This is a genomic window from Arthrobacter sp. Y3224055 (assembly GCF_059090825.1).
In genome coordinates this window covers 249,485-268,072 of sequence record NZ_JBNHGB010000005.1, presented here as the reverse complement: position 1 = coordinate 268,072, position 18,588 = coordinate 249,485, and the positions used below count along the sequence as shown (strand labels likewise).

General features: G+C 67.6%; 15 protein-coding genes. 4 read left to right on the top strand and 11 right to left on the bottom strand.

All coding sequences use genetic code 11. The annotated features are described in order from the left end of the window. Positions 1–6 precede the first annotated feature (6 nt). Positions 7–1,650 (bottom strand): lipopolysaccharide biosynthesis protein, encoded by a 1,644-nt coding sequence (locus AC5RTY_RS13635; protein WP_494139672.1) that lies wholly within the window; start codon positions 1,648–1,650, stop codon positions 7–9. A gap of 15 nt (positions 1,651–1,665) precedes the next feature. After that, positions 1,666–3,324, bottom strand: coding sequence for a P-loop NTPase family protein (locus AC5RTY_RS13630; protein ID WP_494023694.1), 1,659 nt, complete (start codon positions 3,322–3,324; stop codon positions 1,666–1,668). A 380-nt stretch (positions 3,325–3,704) separates the two neighbouring features. On the opposite strand from AC5RTY_RS13630, the gene AC5RTY_RS13625 reads away from it, so the two are divergent. Beyond that, positions 3,705–4,715, top strand: coding sequence for a sulfotransferase domain-containing protein (locus tag AC5RTY_RS13625; RefSeq protein ID WP_494001390.1), 1,011 nt, complete (start codon positions 3,705–3,707; stop codon positions 4,713–4,715). Here AC5RTY_RS13625 and AC5RTY_RS13620 read toward each other — a convergent pair. From AC5RTY_RS13620 to AC5RTY_RS13595, 6 genes are all read right to left on the bottom strand, one after another. Further along, complete coding sequence (locus tag AC5RTY_RS13620; RefSeq protein ID WP_494023696.1) at positions 4,690–5,625, bottom strand: glycosyltransferase family 2 protein; 936 nt, start codon at positions 5,623–5,625, stop codon at positions 4,690–4,692. The genes AC5RTY_RS13625 and AC5RTY_RS13620 overlap by 26 nt on opposite strands. Beyond that, the gene (locus AC5RTY_RS13615) at positions 5,622–6,365 is read right to left on the bottom strand and encodes a hypothetical protein (RefSeq protein ID WP_494023697.1); all 744 of its coding nucleotides are present in this window, start codon (positions 6,363–6,365) and stop codon (positions 5,622–5,624) included. The genes AC5RTY_RS13620 and AC5RTY_RS13615 overlap by 4 nt, the downstream gene beginning before the upstream one ends. A 95-nt stretch (positions 6,366–6,460) precedes the next feature. Further along, positions 6,461–7,312 carry a sulfotransferase gene (locus tag AC5RTY_RS13610; RefSeq protein ID WP_494023698.1) on the bottom strand — a complete coding sequence of 284 codons (852 nt, stop codon included), beginning with the start codon at positions 7,310–7,312 and terminating at the stop codon, positions 6,461–6,463. Positions 7,313–7,319: 7 nt separating this feature from the next. Further along, positions 7,320–8,558, bottom strand: a complete 1,239-nt coding sequence (locus AC5RTY_RS13605) for a hypothetical protein (RefSeq protein ID WP_494023699.1) — start codon at positions 8,556–8,558, stop codon at positions 7,320–7,322. Beyond that, complete coding sequence (locus AC5RTY_RS13600) at positions 8,555–9,907, bottom strand: O-antigen ligase family protein (RefSeq protein ID WP_494001385.1); 1,353 nt, start codon at positions 9,905–9,907, stop codon at positions 8,555–8,557. The genes AC5RTY_RS13605 and AC5RTY_RS13600 overlap by 4 nt, the downstream gene beginning before the upstream one ends. A 44-nt stretch (positions 9,908–9,951) precedes the next feature. After that, the gene (locus AC5RTY_RS13595) at positions 9,952–10,824 is read right to left on the bottom strand and encodes a hypothetical protein (RefSeq protein WP_494023700.1); all 873 of its coding nucleotides are present in this window, start codon (positions 10,822–10,824) and stop codon (positions 9,952–9,954) included. A gap of 245 nt (positions 10,825–11,069) precedes the next feature. Between AC5RTY_RS13595 and AC5RTY_RS13590 the strand changes: the two genes are divergently transcribed. Then, entirely contained in the window at positions 11,070–13,982 is a 2,913-nt protein-coding gene (locus AC5RTY_RS13590; protein ID WP_494139671.1) for a PKD domain-containing protein, read from the top strand. A 55-nt stretch (positions 13,983–14,037) separates the two neighbouring features. Here the strand turns inward: AC5RTY_RS13590 and AC5RTY_RS13585 are convergent, their stop codons facing one another. Then, positions 14,038–15,681 carry a RecQ family ATP-dependent DNA helicase gene (locus AC5RTY_RS13585; RefSeq protein WP_494073633.1) on the bottom strand — a complete coding sequence of 548 codons (1,644 nt, stop codon included), beginning with the start codon at positions 15,679–15,681 and terminating at the stop codon, positions 14,038–14,040. Positions 15,682–15,936: 255 nt separating this feature from the next. Here AC5RTY_RS13585 and AC5RTY_RS13580 point away from each other — a divergent pair, with 255 nt between their 5' ends. Together AC5RTY_RS13580 and sufU are read left to right on the top strand one after the other, a co-directional pair. Further along, positions 15,937–17,253 carry a cysteine desulfurase gene (locus AC5RTY_RS13580; RefSeq protein WP_494023703.1) on the top strand — a complete coding sequence of 439 codons (1,317 nt, stop codon included), beginning with the start codon at positions 15,937–15,939 and terminating at the stop codon, positions 17,251–17,253. 1 nt (position 17,254) lies between these two features. Next, positions 17,255–17,716 carry a Fe-S cluster assembly sulfur transfer protein SufU gene (gene sufU / locus AC5RTY_RS13575; protein WP_494023704.1) on the top strand — a complete coding sequence of 154 codons (462 nt, stop codon included), beginning with the start codon at positions 17,255–17,257 and terminating at the stop codon, positions 17,714–17,716. A gap of 69 nt (positions 17,717–17,785) precedes the next feature. On the opposite strand, the gene AC5RTY_RS13570 is transcribed toward sufU, so the two are convergent. Together AC5RTY_RS13570 and AC5RTY_RS13565 are read right to left on the bottom strand one after the other, a co-directional pair. Continuing rightward, entirely contained in the window at positions 17,786–18,007 is a 222-nt protein-coding gene (locus AC5RTY_RS13570; RefSeq protein ID WP_494014302.1) for an SCO4848 family membrane protein, read from the bottom strand. 16 nt (positions 18,008–18,023) lie between these two features. After that, the gene (locus AC5RTY_RS13565; RefSeq protein ID WP_494073634.1) at positions 18,024–18,524 is read right to left on the bottom strand and encodes a DUF2505 domain-containing protein; all 501 of its coding nucleotides are present in this window, start codon (positions 18,522–18,524) and stop codon (positions 18,024–18,026) included. Between the last annotated feature and the right edge of the window lie 64 nt (positions 18,525–18,588).

The following is an 18,588-nucleotide window of genomic DNA, read 5'->3' as shown; positions in this document are numbered from 1 at the left end:
GTGCCTTCACACCCGGTGGGTGGTTGCATTAGTCGGGCTGACAGCGTGCGTCCGGCTGCCCTCTCGGGTGCCTGTCGGTTCGGCGGCGGCCTCCGGAGCTTCCCGCGCCCGCGTCCCGCGCAGCAGCGACGCCCGGCGCCGCCACACCGCCGCCGCATAGAGCACCGCGGCTGCCGCCGGCACCGCCGCCTGGACAGCCGGCGGCCACACCAGCACATGTGCGGCCAGCCACGGCGCCGCACCGAAGACCAGCAACAGGAAGGCGGCCATCGCCACAACTTCCCGCGAGGTCGGCACAATGTGCAGTGTCCGGTGCACCTGGATCAGGCACAAGACGTTTTTGAGCACAATCGCCGAGGCCCACGCTGCCGCCGCCCCGAAGATGCCAAGCACCGGGACCAGCAACAGGCAGAGCACCACATCGGCGGCCAGTGCCAGCGCGACGTTGATCAGCGACAGGCTGCTGCGTCCGGCCATCAACAGCAACACGTCCAGCGGTCCCATGGCCGCGCCAATCAGCATGGCGCAGGCCAGCAGTTGCAGGCTTCCGGCAGCGAGGGCGAAGGACGAACCGAACAACAGTTCCAGGAGCCATTCGGAATAGGCAGCGATCAAGAGGTACACCGGCCAGGTCAGCATGACCGCCCACAGCGTCATCTTCCGTGCCACCATCTTGGCCTGGTCCGGCTGCCCGCGCGCGAGGAGCCGCGCAAGTTGCGGTTCGCTGACCTGTTGCATCGCGCTGGTGGCCATCTGGCCCACCACCAGGAATCGCGTGACGGCGGTGTACAGCGCGGCGGCCGACGGCCCGGCGAGCACCGTGACCAGCGCGATGTCCGCCCGCTGCAGCCCGACCTGCGCCAGCCGGGCCAAGCCGCGGGGGATCGTGAACTTCCAAAATGCGGCGCGCGCAGCGTTGGCGCTGCTGGGACAGTCGATGACGGCTGCCGGCGAGGTGCCGGTGAGCGAGCCCGGATTCGTCCGCAGGATCCGCAGCAGCCCCGCGGCCGCGAGAACCAGCCCCAGCAGGTAGGGCGCCGTCCAGGCCAGGGCCAGCCCTACGGCGTCGGCACCTGATAAGCCTGCCAGCAGGACGCAGGCAAGCTGCAGGCAGGGGCGCAGCAGACGCTCGACGACGATCGTCGGCCGCATGTGCGCAAGTCCCCGCGAGACGGCCAGCAGAAGCTCGTACGTTGCGCCAATGGGCAGCGCGGCGGCGAAGACCACGATCACGTCCCGTGTCGCCGGCGCGCCTCCGAGCAGCTGTCCGAGCGGCCCGGCCAGCAGCATTCCTGCGGCCATCACGACCAGGCTGGCGGCCAGGGCGGCCAGCAGGCCTTCCACAACCAGCCGGCGGTTGTGCCTGCTCTCGGACCGAGCGTTGTTCCACGCGATGGACCGGATGAGTCCCTGGTCCACGCCGAGTTGGCACAGTGCCAAGGCAATCAAAAACAGCGACGTCACGGCGAACAGGGAACCGGCAGTCTCCAAGTCCCAGAGCCGGGAGACCAGGACAATGAGCACGAAGTTTGCCCCGGCAGAGATCCCGCTCCCCAGGATGTTCACACTGCCGGAGCGTGCTATCCGGCGGACTGCGGCTTGGCCGTCGTCGTCATCCTGCCGGACGCGCCCGCTACCCTTGGCGGACACGGAAGACGCCACCGGTCAGCTGCGGGAGAGCGGCCGGGTGCGCTCGTCGACCCCCGTTGAGCCTGGCCTGTCCGCCGTGCTCCCGCCATCGACGGGTCCCCCTACCGGGACCGGTTCAAGGCTGGCCGCTTCCTGGCGTTGGGTCGCGGGCGGCGGCGGCGTGGCCCTGCGCCGCCTGGAACTCCGGCGGAGGAGCACCGATCCAAGCATGGAGGCACCACCATTGCCCAGCAGTTCGCGGGCCGCCGACGCTTCCATGGCTGTAGACCGGCCCTGTGCCGCGACCAACACCGCCTCACGGCAAGCGCGCATCAGCGAGCCGCCAGTGGCCGAGTCGGCGGTAGGTCCAACAACGAGCACTAGATCCGAGGCGTTCTGCAGGGTGGCCAGCACGGTGTCCAGGCCGCGGTGCTGGACCAGCGCCGACAGGCGTTGCGGCTCCCGCCCCGTTTCCAGCACCGCTACGTGCTCGGAAACCGGAACCAGGAGCGTCCGGGCTTCCGACGGCGGACGTTGGCCGTTCAAAAGCTCGCTCAAGCCATCCCTGGCCGCTGCACCGTCCTGCCCGGGGGCGGACGCCTTGCGATTAAGCGGCGCCGTGCCGTCCGCCATCACCACCACGGTGCGGAGACCGGCTTCCTCGAACGCCTGCGCCAGCCCTTCGGACACCTGCCGTGCCGCCGTTCCTTGCGAGAGACCGGCAAGCAGGACAGTGTTGTTCGGCAGGAACGTCACGCGCTGCAACGCGTTGCTCAGCCGGCGATAGTCGTCCAAGGCGGTCTCCGCGTTCCCCCCTGCCGCGAGCGCTTCCACCGTGCCGAGCACCGGAGCTGTTCCTGCGGCAACAAGATCCGGTCCGTCAAGAATCCGCTGATGCAGATGCTCGCGCAAGAGGGCCAGCCCGACGCCCACTGCCACGGCCAGAAGGACTATCCCCCCGGCAATCAGCAGCGGGTCCACGCCGTCAGGGACGGTGGGGAGGCTGGCCGGATCGATGATGTCTCCGGGATCCAAGGATCCTGCCTGCGCGTCCGAAGCCTCCAGCCTTATTTCCGCAAGCTGGTTGGCGTACAGGGAGACCTGCTGCTCGAGGTCCAGTACGGCCGCCTGGTCTGGTTTTTCCGCGGCCCGCGCCTCGTTCAGCGCGGCGGAGGCCTGGTCCAGCAGCTGCGTCGCGGACGCGATCTGCTCATCGTGCATCGCCGATCGGGCCTCCAGTACGTCGGCGGCCCGGTCGCTGCGGTACTGCAGGTAGGCCTCGGCCAGCGCCCCGGCCACGGACTGGGCCTGGGCCGGTGAATCAGCGGTGTAGGTGATGTGCACTACCTGGGAGTTGGACGGCACCTCCGTGGCGATGAGCTGCCCGGCATCTTCGCCGAGCGCATCTCCGACAGATTCCCTGGCGAGTCCGATCACGGCCTGCGTGTGGACCAGCCCGGCCTCGGTGGTTAACGCGGCGAGCTGCTCGTTTCGCGTCGGCGGCGTCGCCGGCGAGAAGGGATTGCCCGATAACGGTTCCAAGAAGACAACGCTGGTCGACGAATACTTGGGCACGCTGCCCGCAACATAGGCTCCGGCGCCAAGTACCCCCAGCAGCACCACGGCCAGCAGCAACAGCCAATGCCGGCGCATGGCACGGCCAAAGAATGCTGGGCGCGCCGATGAATGGTCCATGATTAAACCCCCAACTTTTGCCGGCCGGCTTCCGCCTCCGGCGTCCCCCAAAAGTTTTCCCCAAAAACGCCCGCCTCATGCCCCAAGCGGTGCGTGGTGCCCAGTCTTGCACAGAACCACAACGTGTGGAATAGCCTGCTGGGGCAAAAATTAACGCTTTCATCAATAGCGCCAATGCTTTCCCCGAAATCCTTGACAGGAATCAACGCCGCCGTGATTATTGGCAAATCTGGGGGCGAACGGCCGGCACAATTGCCGTGCCGCGGGGAACGGCTTCCAGCCATGGGGGAGTCGTGATGGGTATCAACATGTCAAGCGCTAGGCCGGCTGTAAAGCCGCGGGTGGATGCGGCAAAGCGGGAGGACAGCGGCGTGCGCCGCATGGCGCCACTCACCGCGCCGGGGGAGCACGGCGGCGCGCTGCAAGGGCGGCAACATCCGGCGGTCCTGATGCTCGGTGGATTCGGCCGCAGCGGGTCCACCCTGTTGGAACGTTGCCTGGCAGAATGCCCCGACGCCGTCGGCGTGGGCGAAGTGCTTCATCTGTGGGAACGGGGGCTGCGCGACGACGAGCTCTGTGGTTGCGGCCTGCCGTTCAGCCAGTGCGGTTTCTGGCAGCAGGTTGGCGAGGCTGCTTACGGCGGCTGGCCGCGGGTGGATTCCGTGCAGGCGATTCAGGACCGCTTCGCGGTCGTGCGGAACCGCTTCCTGCCGGAGCTGGCGTCCGGGCTGCCGCTGCCGGGCCGCAGGAAGGCCCGGGAGCGCCTCCTGCACCGGCTTGACTCCCTGTACGGGGCGATTGCCCAGGTCAGCGGTGCCGGTCTCATCATCGACTCCAGCAAACATCCCGCGTACGCATACTTGCTTCGTGCGGCCAACGTGCGGCTTCGATGCGTGCTGGTGGTCCGGGACCCGCGCGGGGTGGCGTACTCATGGGCCAAAGTTGTGAGGCGTCCCGAGAGCACGGGCGCGGAGGCGCTGATGCCCCGGTACTCGACCGCTGCCGCGGTCACCCGCTGGACCCTGTATGGAGTCCTCTTCCACGCCCTGACCCTGCTGCGCGTACCGGTCATGACCGTGCACTATGAGGATTTCATGGCCAGGCCACGCGAAACAGTCCACGATGTCCTCCGATTCGCCGGCGTGAACGCCGGTGCGGCGATGGAACACATCAGCCCCGCGGAAGTGCAACTCGCTGCCCATCACACCGTGGCCGGCAACCCGATGCGGTTCCGCACAGGCGCGCTGCCCATCCGTTTGGATGAGGCTTGGCGGCGGCAGATGCCGGTGCGGGACCGGCGGATCGCCGCCGTGCTCAGCGCTCCGCTGCGCGCCGCCTATGCCGCGGCGCGCAGCGGAGCGAAACTCAGATTCCGCGGCCGCGGGCGTTGAGTGCCCGGACCACCACCGGCGCCTTGACCAGCTTCAGCACCAGCGCCAGCGCAAGGTAGGCCCGCGGCTCCAGCAGGCTGCCGGCCAACGACCCGGCCGCCGTGCGCACGGCCTCCCTGCTGTTCCCCTGGGCGGCCAACGCGAACGCCCTCTGGCCCTGCATCCACGCCCGGCCGCGGCGGTCTGCCGCGATCGCCGGATGCTTGGCCATCAGATACTCCAGGCCGTCTGCCATCGCGTCCCAGCGTCGGGAAAAGTACGAACCGTCGGGGTGCCACAGCACGTCGGCCCCCACCTGCCCGAGTACTGCCACTTTCCCGTGCTGGGCTGCGCGCAGCAGCAAGTCATAGTCCTCGCCGTAGCCGTAGGGCAGATCCTCGTCCACCAACCCGACTCTCTCGAGCAGGTGCTCGCGCAGCAGGAGATAGGTCGACGGGTGCGCCCCGGTCAACCTGCTGCCGGTGAGCTGCCCGGCCGTGATCTCCCGGACGTTGGGGATGCGGACCAACCGCTTTTCTCCGTAGTGGACTTCGATGCCCGTGACGCAGGCGGTGGCGGCCCGGTCGATCATGGTCTGCACCTGCCGCCTCAGTTTCTCCGGACGCCAGGCATCGTCGTCGTCGCAAAACGCCACCAGCGGTGCGTCGGCGGCGAGCAGGCCGGTGTTGCGCGTGCCGGCCAAGCCGGGAGTGCGCCGGTTTGACATCACCCGGACTTGGCGACGGGGTTCGGTTCTGGCCAGGGCCGGGTCCTCAGCGCACCGGTCGTGGACCACGGTCACACGGATGGCGCCTGGATAATCCTGGGTCATGACGCTGCCGATCGCCTGGCGGAGCAGTTCCGGCCGGTTGTGCGTGGCTATGACGACGTCGACGGCTGCATCGAGCTCCAGCCCGGTAGGTGTGTTCATGACGTCCTTCCCTCGTGTGAAAACCTTTGTTCGTGCCTGCGCTGGCTGCGTGCAGCCACGGCCGCGGCCAAGGCCAGCCCGGCCGCCAAGCTGGACCCGATCGCGGTGGGGAGCCCGGCGCGCTTGCTGCGGTCGGGCAGCACGGCCGGCCGGGAGATGTAGCCGGGTTCCGGGTCGTGGACGCTTAGCGCCGTCAGTTCTGCCTCAAGCTGCGCGTGTTGGCGGCTGAGCGTATTGACTCCCACGGCAGTGTTCGCAGGGGCCGTGCTCGACCGGTCGTGCATGCTGCGCTCGATGACCCGTTTCTGGGCGGCGATTGTTTCCGCCCGGTCCCGGGTGGTCGCCGCGAGCGATTCGCTGCGGACCTCGAGAAAGTTGTCGGCCAGGGCGGCGACGGCGCGGTGCGCCGTCCGTGCCTCGGGCGCTGAGACGTAGAGCTGGAGGATCCGCGAGTTGACGACGGGCAAGATTGTGACGTCGTCCAACAGCCCGGCAGTACCTCCCGGGTAGTCCAAGCCGCGGGCAGTCTGCCCCAAGACCCGGTCAGAGAGCAACAACTGGACGGCGGAGTCGATGGAAACATCCACGACCAGGGCGTCGCTGAGGGCCAGGTCCGAGACCGCCACGACCACCACGTCGGTGCGGGCGGTGTATTCGGGTTCCTTGGCCACATGTAGTCCCAGCCCGGCGGCCAGCATGGCGGCAATAACGGCGCTGCCGGTCCGCCAGTTGTCGCGCATCAGGCCGCGATACCTCAGTCCATGTCCGCGGTCCGGGGGCCGGAGCCGTGTCTGCCGGTGCGGGTGTCGGTCCTGAATCTTCATGTCGGCCACCGCTATCTGCGCCAGCTCGGAGTGACGCCCAGCAGCCGGGCGAGCCGTTCGTCGTCGTCAACGAAATCGTCGCGGAGCTGCCTGCGCAATCGCTCCGGCATCGGCCGGCTGGGACGGGAATTGGAATGCACGGCCGCGGGAGGGCGCCAATCCGGCAGCCCGAGGTGCTCCAGCAATCTGTCCCACTGCGGCAGCCCCGGCTGGAAAAAGTCGTCGGCGTCCAGCACCAGTACGTGCTCCCGCCCGACGGCGTCGAACATGCGCTCCAGTTGTGCCGCGTACCGGCCACGGGCACGGTAGGCGTGATGCTGGTGCGCGAACGACTGATAGCCCGGGTCGGCGACGATCCGTTCTTCTTCACCGGCCAGGCGCCCCGGTTCGGCTGCCAGCGCTTCGGCGAAGCCAAGGGTCTCGAATCCCCGGCCGTACTCCTGCTTGTGAGCGGAGAACGCCCGCTCGGCCGGGTCGCGCAGCAGCACGATAATTTTCACCGGTCCCAGCTCCTGTGCAATCCGTCCGGGTGCCAGCGGGTGGAAGAGGTAGTACGGGCTGGCTTCGCCGGTGATCTCCTGCCCACGCGCGCGGCGCAGGGGAAAATGCCCGGCGTAGAATCGCGTCCCGCGCCGGAACCGGTCCGCGGTGTCGAAGAAGTGAATGCCCTTGTTGAGCAGCGGCGGGCGCACGCCAGGGTGCTGGGCCAACATGCGGAACAGGCTGGTGGTGGCGCAGCGTTGGGCGCCGGCGATCAGGAATGACGGACGCATCCGGAATTCGGCGCTAAGCCGGCCCACCGACGTGGCCGCGGTACGTGCAGCAGCGCGGGCGGAACCGTTGAGCCGTTCGGTCAGGGTCATCGATCTCTCATTTCTTGCCGAGGGTGGTGAGGGCGGGATGCTCCAGCCGGTCCGCCAGCACCCGCTGGTGCCAGCGTGCCAACGGGCGGACCGCAGCCCCGTCAGGGGTCAGGCTGTCGAGAGTGAACCGGGCCGTGATGGTCAGCAGGTAGCCCAGTACCAGCGCGTCCAGTACCGCGGGGTCGCGGGCGGGGTCCGGCCCGGCGCTGCGGGCGACTGCCTGTGCCAGCGCCGGACGGCAGTCGACGCCGAGAGAGCTGCGCGCGGCGGCCATCTGGTCGACCGCCCGCAACACCGGGTGGGCCAGGTAATGAACGACGTCGCTGCCCAGCGGGACGTCGTGAGCGTACCGTTCCCAGTCCCAGACCAGGGGCGCTCCGGCGGTGGCAGCCAGATTCCAGGCGCCGAAGTCGCCGTGCCACGCTCCGAGGGGCACGTCCAGGCCCGCAAAGCGCTCGCCGTAGGCATCGGCCAGCTCCGGCAGCACGCTCTCGCTCGTGCCGTGCAGCGTCGTCAGCTCCCGCCGCAGCCCGGTGAACCAAGGGCCCGACTCGGCGGGGCAGGATCCGATGGTACCGGTTGCAGCGATAGCGGCCGCCGCCGCAACCGGGACCCCGTTCTGTACCCGCCGCCTGTCGGCGCGCAGTGCGGTCATCAGCAAGACCGCGTTGCCGCGCCAGTTGCCGTGGTGAATCACCTCGGGCACTGCGAAAGAGGCCGACCGGTGACTGGCCAAGGCGCGCAGCGCGCTGTGCTCATGGTCCACGAGGGCGTTCGTCAAGCCGTTGAGTCCCACCTTGGCGAATCCAATCTCCCGCCCGTCTGCCGTGTGGACGTTCAAGACCGGTTTCCGGTTCGCCCTCGCGGAGCCTACGGAGAGGGACAGCATCACCGGGGCGCCGACGACGTCGGCCAAGTAGTCGCTGATGGATCCGGACCCGGGAGTGACGTTCAGCCCGTAGGGCATCAGTGCCCCGCCGGCCGATGACGCCAGCAGCTTGGCGAGCAGCCACCGCTGCGCCGAACGGCTGAACGAGTCATTGGCGCTGGGGCGGTTTACCGCGTCTGCTGCCGCCGCCCTGGAGCGGGCCGGCACCAGCAGGCGCGGCCGTCGCGGGCCGGGCACCAGGCGAAAGGCGTGCCGTCCGGGCCCGACGGGGCCGGCGCTGACGCTCGAATCCGGGAACAACTGCTCCACGGTGGACACCAGGTCCTCCAGCGCCGGGCTGTTGCGGATTGTTTTCATGAAACCGGCTCTTTCGTTGGCTGCTTCCGGCGGGTGGCCAAAGGGTGGTGGGGCGGAGGCTGCTGCTCCAGTTCCCGCCGCCACAGCAGGCCGATGCCGATCATCAGGGTCATCAGCGGGGCGGCGATGGTGTCGTAGAACGGCAGCACGCAGAGGAAAAAGAGGAAGACGTAGAGCATGGCGGCCGAGTCCCGGTCGCGTGTCCGCAGCGAGGGCAGATACCTCCGGAAGATGAACCAGAGGAACAGGAACGCACCGAGTACCCCGGTGCAAAAGATGAGGTACCAGAGCGCACCTTGGGTGCCCAGCTGCGGCGGCGAACACTGGCTGCAATCCGCGGTTGCGCCGGCCGCGATGGAGTAAAAGTTGTTCTGTTGGGTCCGCGGGGCGCCGAAGCCTATGACGGGCGAATGTTCCAGCATGGTGGAGATGCTTCGCTTGGCCAGATTGAACCGGCCCTGGTTGCTGTGTGGATTTTCCAGGCGTGCCTGCACCAGGTAGCCCAAAGGAGTCAGCAGCACCGCCATCAAGGCGGCCACGAATGCGGCGGCCATCGCAATAAGAACCACCACTTTGCCGCGCACCGCCATCCGTATGCCGGCCGCCAGGGCCAGGACGGCGAGACCGAGCCACAGCGCGCGGTTGAGCGAAAAGACAACCGGCGGCACCGAAGCCACCAATACCGCGGCCCAGAGCGCTCGCTGCCACCAATTCCGCACGTAGGCGTAGGAGAGCATAAAGAACGGCAGGAACATGCCGAAGTTTGCGCCCCAGGAATTCGCATACTCGAACGGTGCCTTCGGCCGCGGGTTGTCGAATCCCAGAATGCCCTGCACTTGGGCCAGACCGGGGTGAATCAGGCCGTTCAGGAACGCGTTCGAGGCCAGCTGGGCCGGCAGTACCGCCTCCAGCAGTGACGGAAAGTCCAGCCGCGACAGGAACTGTCCGGCATATCCGCCGAGGACGGTGATGACGAACATCCATGCCATCAGCAGCACGATGCGCCTGCGGGGAAGTTCCCGCTCGGAGGTGTTGCCGATGTAAAGCATGACGATGGTTACCGCCACAAACCACGCCATGCGGTAGGCCCACGGAAGGAGGCGCACGGGTCCTTCTTCGGGCAGCAGCCCGGGGACGGGAATCCAGAGCACGACGACGCCGATGGCAGCCACCGCCAGGAACAACCACCAGATCCCGAAACCGTGCGGGAGCAGCACTGCGCGCCGTCGCAGCAGGTGATAGCCCAGGGGAGCTGCCATCAGCAGGAAACCCAGCACCCCGAATCCCAGGAGCCACCACACGGGAAAACCGGCAAAGAACAGCACGAAGGGCCACGCATGCAGCGCCACCCGATTTTTTGCCCCCAACATCAAGATGCCCCCTGTGCCGTTATTTACCAGGACCATTCCCAGCCGTAAGCGCCCTCGAAACCGCCCATCCGGAACGAAGCCGAGCCGTTGCCCTCCGGGACATCCAGGATGATCAGCCCCTCGGCGTCACCGCCGGGATTCACCGGGTTGGGCAGCAGATCGGCCTCGGGCACGCAGCCCGCGCTGTTGCCGACTGGATCCACCACCTGTTCGCCGTCGCCGTCCCAGGCACGGAAGTCGTGCACCGACATGGCGAAATAGGGCCAGCCGGATTCCGGCAGCTCGGGGTGGGCCTTCACCGAGAAATGGATGGCAACGAATTGCCCGTTGATGCTCGGCAGGGCGGTGTCCGCCGTGCAGGTGAAATCGGCTTGGATTTCACTGGCCTCCATCTCGGCGAACTTCTTGCCGGTTGGTTCGCCGAGCACTCCCGCCTCGCCGACTTCCGCCGGCAGGTTGCCGTGGTCGTTAAGGTCGAGTTCAGCCAGTGGATCCTTTGAGGCGGCAGCGTCAGGCTTGTCCTTCTTGGCGGCTGGGTCAGGCGTTTTTTTCTTGGCGGCATCTGCCGTGGCCGAGGGCGACGGTTTCGCCGTCGCCTCCTTCTTGTTGCCGCTGCCGGGCTGTGTTGCCTTGGCCGGAGTCCCGCTTGCCCTGCCGCCCACAGTGGGCAGGTCGGCCGCCGCTGGATCGGCACCACCGCTGCACGCGGATAAGGCCACAACCAGGCCGAGCGCGGCACAGCCACGGGCCATCGTTCGTTTCATTCTTCCCCCCAGATGAACCTCAAGAACGAGGCTGGCGTACCCCGGAGCGAACGCGCCGGGGAACGAAGCTGACCCGATCGTATGGCCTCCATGTGGGAAGAAAAAGGTTTCAAATACCCGACTCTTTCCCACACCGTTACCGGGGTGGGAAAGACCGGGTATTCGACCCGTAGCGGACAGGGGGATTTCGAGTAGTGCGGAAGAAGAACTGGTAGCCGCAGGCCCCCGCCGAGTGTTTCCCGTTTGTTTGATCCCCGGCAATATTGGTGCAGCCTAGGGTCTTTTCTTTGATCCCGATTTGCATGTCCGGGATACCGAATGAGGGGGCCGCAGCTATTCCGCCGCGAAAGCGGAAACGGGGGAGAACAGGAATAACAATGCGAAGACTCTTATCCATATTTACGGGACTACTGCTGGTCGCCGGCATGGGATTGGCGACGCCCGGGGCGGCCGTGGCCGCCGACGTCACCCACACCCAGGTGGTGCGGGCGAACCCGGTCAACTACACGCCGCACGTGCTCGACGGCATCGTGTTCTCCATCGCGGAAGCGGGGGACATGATCATCCTGGGCGGCTCGTTCACGCGGGTGCAGGCGAGCACGGGAGGCCCGGAACTGGTCCGCAACCGCATCGTCGCGTTCAACAAGAACACCGGCGCGATCAGCAACTCGTTCGTACCGGACTTCAACAGCACGGTCCGCAGCGTGGTGGCATCCGCGGACGGGCAGTCCGTGTACGTCGGCGGGCAGTTTGGAACCTTGAACGGGGTCAGCGTGCAGAAGGTCACCAGGCTCTCGGTGAGCAACGGGGCCCGCGTCACCGGTTTCAATCCGGGGCAGATCAACTCGGTCGTGCACGACATGAAGTTGGTGGGCAACCGGCTGTTCATCGGGGGTGAGTTCGACAGCATTGGCGGGCAACAACGCAGCAAGCTCGCGGAGCTGGATGCATCGTCCGGCGCGCTGCGACCCACCGTGAACTTCGAATTCGTCGGCGGCGCGACAGGCACCGGCGACGCCGGGATCAACGTCTTCGTGCACAAGTTCGACACCACCCCGGACGGGAACACCATGTTCATCACCGGGCACTTCGCCACCGTCAACGGGGCGGATCGAAACCAGATCGCGAAAATCAATCTCGCCGGTGCGACTGCTACGGTGGACCAAAACTGGCACACCGACCGCTACGATGCCCGCTGCAATTTCCAGCGGGCTTACTACGTGAACGATCTGGACTTCGCACCGGACGGGTCAAACCTGGCAGTCTCGACGTTCGGCGGGTATGGCTCCGGTCCGCCCAGCCTCTGCGACAGCATCGCGCGCTGGGAGACCGCCGCCTCCGGCCAGCAGCTCGACCCTACCTGGGTCAACTGGGTCGGCGGCGACAGCATCTATGCCCTGGAGCATGTAGGCGCGCACATCTACTTCGGCGGACACAACCGCTGGACGAACAACCCGTTCCTGGGTGACGCGGCGGGACCCGGTGCGGAAGTCCGCGAAGGCATTGGCGTCATCAGTTCCGCCAACGGCATGGCCTTGGCGTGGAACCCCGGACGGGACCGCGGTCGTGGCGTCTTCGACCTGCTGGCCACCGCCACCGGCCTGTGGGTCGGGTCCGACACCGATCGCATAGCGAACTCCCAATACCGGGCCAGGATCGCGCATTTCCCGCTGGCTGGCGGCTATGCGGCGGCTACGGCCAGCGCGCCGAGGCTTCCCGTGGATGTCCTGAAATCGGGTTCCGCCGCTGCTGTCCAGCAGGTCTACTTCGACGGCCGCAGGGCCACTCCGGTCACCGGGGTGCCCTCCGGCAACGTGGACTGGGCCAATGTCCGGGGCGGCTTCGTGGCCGGCGGTTCGCTCTACCTGGCCATGGCCAACGGGACCATGGAAAAGCGGTCCTTCAACGGAACGCAGATCGGCGCGGCCGAGCAGGTCAACCTGCGGAACCTGGACAGGACCGACCTGGCCTCATTCGGCCGGCAGACCTCCAGCTACAAGCTGGCCAACCTGGGCCAGGAGCTGCAGGGCATGACGGGCCTGTTCTACTCCAACGGACGGATGTACTACACGGTCCAGGGCCAGCCCAACCTGTACATGCGGTATTTCGAGCTGGACACCGGCACCATCGGCGCCCAGCAGCACGTCATCACGGGTGCGGCCGCCGGAGTGGACTGGCGCAATGTGAGCGGCATGTTCCTGGCCGGAAACACCCTGTACTGGGCCTCCGCCAACGGCAACCTCAATGCGGTGAACTGGACCGAACCCGCCGGGCGCGATGGCCGCGTGTCCGGCACCACCGCGGCGGTCAGCGGCCCGGGCCTGGACGGCGCCAACTGGGCCGCCCGGTCGCTGATCGCACGAACCAGCACGTCCGCTCCGCCGCAGAACCAGGCGCCGGTCGCGTCGTTCACGGCGGAGTGCAACGGGTTGAGCTGCGTCTTCGACGGCTCGGGGTCATCCGATCCTGACGGTACGATCGCATCTCATGCCTGGCGGGTCGCGGGCGGACCTTCGGCCACGGGCGAGGTGTTCTCGCACACCTTCACCGCGGCTGGCAGTTACGGGGTGACCCTGACGGTGACGGATGCCGCCGGTGCAACCGCGTCGGTGACCCGGACGGTGACCGTATCGGGTTCCTCGCAGCCGCCTCCCTCTGCCAGGGTTGCGTTCGTGGGTTCGGTGGCAAGCTCCAATACCGGCTCGGCCATGAACCACAGCGTCCAGTTGCCGGCGCAGGTAGCGGCCGGCGACGTGCTGGTCGCGGCGTTCTCGGCGAACTCGGCCACGGTCGGCCTGACGCCGCCGGCGGGGTGGACCCTGGCTGCGGAGGTAGGGACGACGTCCATGCGCTCGGTGCTGTACTCGAAGGTTGCCACGGCGCAGGATGCCGGGGCGACGGTGACGGTACGCACGGCCGACTGGGCGCGTGGTTCGCTGGCGGTCTCGGCCTACCGCGGGGCACAGGTCAGTGCCGCGTCCTTCGGGTTCGAGCGGGAAACCGTGAGCAGGGCAACCCACACCACTCCGGTGATGACTGCCGCGGCCGGTGACTGGGTGCTCTCGTACTGGGCGGATAAGACCGCTTCGACGACGTCCTGGACGGCATCTGCGGGCGTGACGGTCCGCCAGACCGGCGCCGGGACGGGCACCGGACACCTGAGTTGGCTGGTCGCCGACAGCAACGGCCCGATTTCCGGTACCAGGGCCGGTGGCCTGACCGCTACCGCTGACAGCGCCACCGCCAACGCCGTGATGGGCACCATTGTGATACGCCCGGCGACGCCATAGAGGCAGCAACTGGCAGCAAACAGACCCCGCCGGCTCACCAGCCGGCGGGGTCTGCCTATGTCAACAGGCCGTCGTCCGCTTCGATGGCCGAAAGGGCGATGTCCTTGTAACCGACCGATTCGAACAGGATCGTGATGCGGTCCGGCTGGGTGCCCATGACGATGCCGGGCCCCCACTCGCGGTGCTTCACCGGACGCTGGATCTCGTAGCCCTCCGGCATCTCCGCTTCCCGCGCTTCAACCTCCGTTTCGGACGTGGCCTCGCAGTTGTCGCAATTGCCGCAGTAGCCGTCCGTCTCCTCGCCGAAGTAGTTCAGCAACCAGTCGCGGCGGCAGTGATTTGTCTCGGCGTAGCCGCGGGCCATTTCAATCCGCGACTCGTCGATCCGGTGCCGCGCGTCGGCTTCTGCCAGTGCCTTTTCCGCGGCGGAAGCGGGGTCCGCGCCGCCGACCGCCCGGTAGCCCTTGCGGTTCACGGTGATGCTGCCGCTGTGCTCCAGGAAGTTGAGCAGGCGGGATTGTTTCCGCTGCGACAGGCCGGTGTGTTCGCGCAGCGCCGCGGGCCGGAGGGGGCCGTGGTCCCGGACGGCGCTGAAGACACCCGCGAGCTCATCGGGGTCGGGGGCGCCGCCGGCGAAGAACCGCTGCAGGCCCAAATCCTCGGACCGATAGTGCAAGATGGTCCGCGCCGGTTCCCCGTCCCGGCCTGCGCGGCCGATCTCCTGGTAGTAACTGTCCAGCGAATCCGGGATGTCGGCGTGCACCACGAACCGCACATCCGGCTTGTCGATCCCCATGCCGAAGGCGGAGGTAGCCACGACCACGTCCACCGCGTTCGCTTGGAAACGCTCATGGATCGCCTCCCGGTCCGCGGCCGTCCGGCCTGCGTGGTAGGCGTCGGTCCGCAGGCCGCGCTCGGCCAGCTCGGCGGCGTATCTCTCGGTGTCCCTGCGGGTGGCCGTGTACAGCAGGCCGGGCCCGCCGAGTTCTGCCACCTGGTCCACCACGGCCCGCCGCTTGCCGCCGTCCTCGTGATGCCGCAGGACCTGAAGGTGCAGGTTCGGCCGGTCGAAACTCTGCACGTTGATGAACGGGTCGCGCATGCCCAGCCGGTCGACGATCTCCGTCCGCGTGTGCGGTGATGCGGTGGCGGTCAGCGCGACGACCGGCGGGTGCCCCAGCCGCTTCACCACCGAGGTCAGCATCAGGTAGTCGGGCCGGAAATCGTGTCCCCAGGACGAGATGCAGTGTGCCTCGTCCACCACCAACAGCGAGATGTCCTGTTCGGCCAACCGCCGCAGGGTTTCTTCACGGGCCAGTTGTTCGGGTGCCAGGAACAGGAACTTCGCCTCCCCGCCGGCCACCGCGTCCCACGCCGCCCGTTCCGCGGAGGACCTCACGTGCGAATTCACCGCGAAGGCCCGCTGCGCGCCCAGATCGCCGTTGATGGCATCCACCTGGTCGTGCTGCAGCGCAATCAGCGGAGAAATCACGACGGCGGTGCCCGGCAACGCCACGGCAGGAACCTGATAGATGGCGGACTTTCCGTGCCCGGAGGGCATCACGGCCAGGACGTCCTCACCGCGGGCGGCCGCCGCCATGGCGTCCAACTGCCCCTCGCGGAGCACGTCCCAGCCGAAGGATTCTTCGGCCACCCTGCGCAATTCGTCGTGGTCGGGCGTCCGGGAATGTTCTGGCATCAGGCTCCTGCAGGTCGGGTCAATGACGGGGTTCCAGTTCGTTTCTAACGAATCCGCAGGGGTTTGTATATAGCCGATAAGGGCGGACCGACGACAGTTTCGCCGCCGCCCGCGGTGACCGGGGCCCGCGGGTAAGGCATGGCTCAGGTGACCCTGCACCCGCTGAAGTGGGATGATTAGCGCAGACTTGTCTTGCGTATTGTCGGCCAATAGCGGGACAAACAGTTCCAGCCATCGATCCAAGGAGCACCCCAGGTGTCTGTGGTATCCACCCCCGCAACCCTCAAGCATGCCGCCGGCATGATCGACAACGCTGAAGCGCGGCGCATCCGCAACGACTTCCCCATCCTCGACCAGCAGGTGAACGGTTCGCCGCTGGTGTACCTGGATTCGGGCGCCACCTCGCAGAATCCGCTCTCCGTCATGGAGGCCGAACAGGAGTACTACGAACAGCGGAACGCCGCCGTCCACCGGGGTGCGCATATGCTGGCCGTCTCCGCCACCGACGCTTTCGAGAACGCGCGGGAAACCGTCGCCCGCTTCATCAATGCCGGCATCGACGAGGTGGTCTGGACCTCCAACGCCACCGAAGCCATCAACCTGGTCTCCTATGCCTTTTCCAACGCCAGCGCCGGCCGCGGCGGTGCGGCCGCGTCGCGTTTCGCGCTGGGGCCCGGCGACGAGCTGGTGGTTACCGAGATGGAGCACCACGCCAACCTGATCCCCTGGCAGGAGCTCGCCTTCCGCACCGGCGCCACCTTGCGCTTCATCCCGGTGGACGACGCCGGTGCGCTGCGCCTCGACGAAGCGGCGCAGGTCATCGGCCCGCGCACCAAGGTTGTGGCGTTCACCCATGCCTCCAATGTGCTGGGGACCATCAACCCGGTGGAGGACCTGGTGAAGCTTGCCCGCAAGGCGGGCGCCGTCGTCGTGCTCGATGCCTGTCAGTCCGTGCCGCACATGGCCGTGGACGTGAAGGCGCTGGACGTGGACTTCGCCGCCTTCTCCGGGCACAAGATGCTCGGTCCCACCGGCATCGGCGTGCTGTACGGCAAGGCGGAGCTGCTCAACGCCATGCCGCCGTTCCTGACCGGCGGCTCCATGATCACCACCGTGACCATGGAACAGGCCGACTATCTGCCGTCCCCGCAACGCTTCGAAGCCGGGACCCAGCGCATCTCGCAGGCGGTGGCGCTGGCCGCGGCGGTCGACTACCTCCAGGAGACGGGCATGGACCGGATCCATGCCTGGGAGGCGGAGCTGGGGCAGCGGCTGGTGGCCGGGCTCGCCGCTGTCGACGGTGTCCGGGTGCTCGGCCCGGCCGCCGGGGCCGAACGGATCGGGCTGGCGGCCTTCGACGTCGACGGGGTCCACGCCCACGATGTCGGCCAGTTCCTGGACGACAAGGGCATCGCCGTGCGCGTCGGCCACCACTGCGCGCAGCCGCTGCACCGGCGCCTCGGCCTGGTGGCCACCACCCGGGTCAGCACATATCTGTACAACACCACCGACGATGTCGACGCCTTCCTGGACGCCGTCGCCGGGGTCCGCCCGTTCTTTGGAGTTAACTGACGTGAGTGCTGAACTGCAGCAGCTGTACCAGCAGATCATCCTGGAGCACGCCAAGAAACGGCACGGGGCGCCCCTGGCGGATCCGCCGCCGGGAGACAAGTCCGGCGAGTCGCACATGCTCAACCCCACCTGCGGCGACGAAATCACGCTCCGCGCCGCCGTGCACGAGGACGGCGCCGCGACCATGCTCTCCGGCGTCAGCTGGGACGGGCAGGGCTGTTCCATCTCGATGGCCTCCGCATCGGTGCTGAGCGACCTGGCGCAGGGCATGGAGCGGGAGGAGCTGCTGAAGGTGGTGGACAGCTTCCGCGAACTGATGCGCTCGCGGGGGAGTGTCGAGGCCGACGAAGAAATCCTCGGCGATGCGGCCGCGTTTTCCGGCGTCTCCAAGTATCCGGCGCGGGTGAAGTGCGCCATGCTCGCCTGGGTGGCGCTGGAGGAAGCCTTGCTGGCGGCGAACTGACCGGATGCACAAGGGGCCGGGCGGCGCACTCGCGCGGCCCGGCCCCTCCTCTGGCCTGCTGGCGGCAGACTAGCCCGCGAGGCCGCGGGCGCCGATCACCAGCGTGGCGATGCCCAGGATCATGGAGGTGGTCGCCTTCATGAACTCCATGGTGAAGTAGCGGGTCATGGCGCCCTTGTCGTCTGTGGAGCGGGGATCCTTCCACACACGGACAAGATGCGGGGCCCAGACAAGCAAAGCCCAGACGCCGGCCAGGATCAGCACCCAGGCCAGGACAGCCGGAATATTCACTGCAGCGGCTCCCGGATCAGGCGCGGCCGGACAGCCAGGCCTCGGCCTGCTGCGCCTGGATGTTCAAGGCCTTGCCGAGCATCGGCTCGGCGGCGGCGGCGATCTTGCCGCCGAGGAACGGGATCGAAGACTTCACGTCTCCGCTGAGGTCCACCCGCGTGGAGCCGCCGTCGGCCACGAGGTGCTGGACCGCGGTGACGTCCACCGGGGCGCCGGCCACCTTCATGCTGACGTCGGCGGTGCGGGAACCGTCGGCCGCCGGCGCCTGCCACCGTTCGGTCTGGGTGACGGTGAGCGAGTCACCGAGCATCTTCTTCGCGATCTCCGGCAGCCGCGCGCTGGGAACCTTGCGGACCACGGTCAGCGTGAAGGCGCCCGCAACATCGCCGTCGCGCTGCACGGACTCCAGCGTGCCGCCGACCAACTCGCTGATGTGGCGCAGGAACGCCTCGTCGGTGAAGGTTTCGGTGACCTTGGCTGCGGGATAGGGCAGGGTGGTGGAAGCGCTGAGCGCCATGAAGACTCCCGGTTTGTCGGAACTGGTTGGGCCAGCATCCATCCTACTGTGCGCGGTAAAGTTG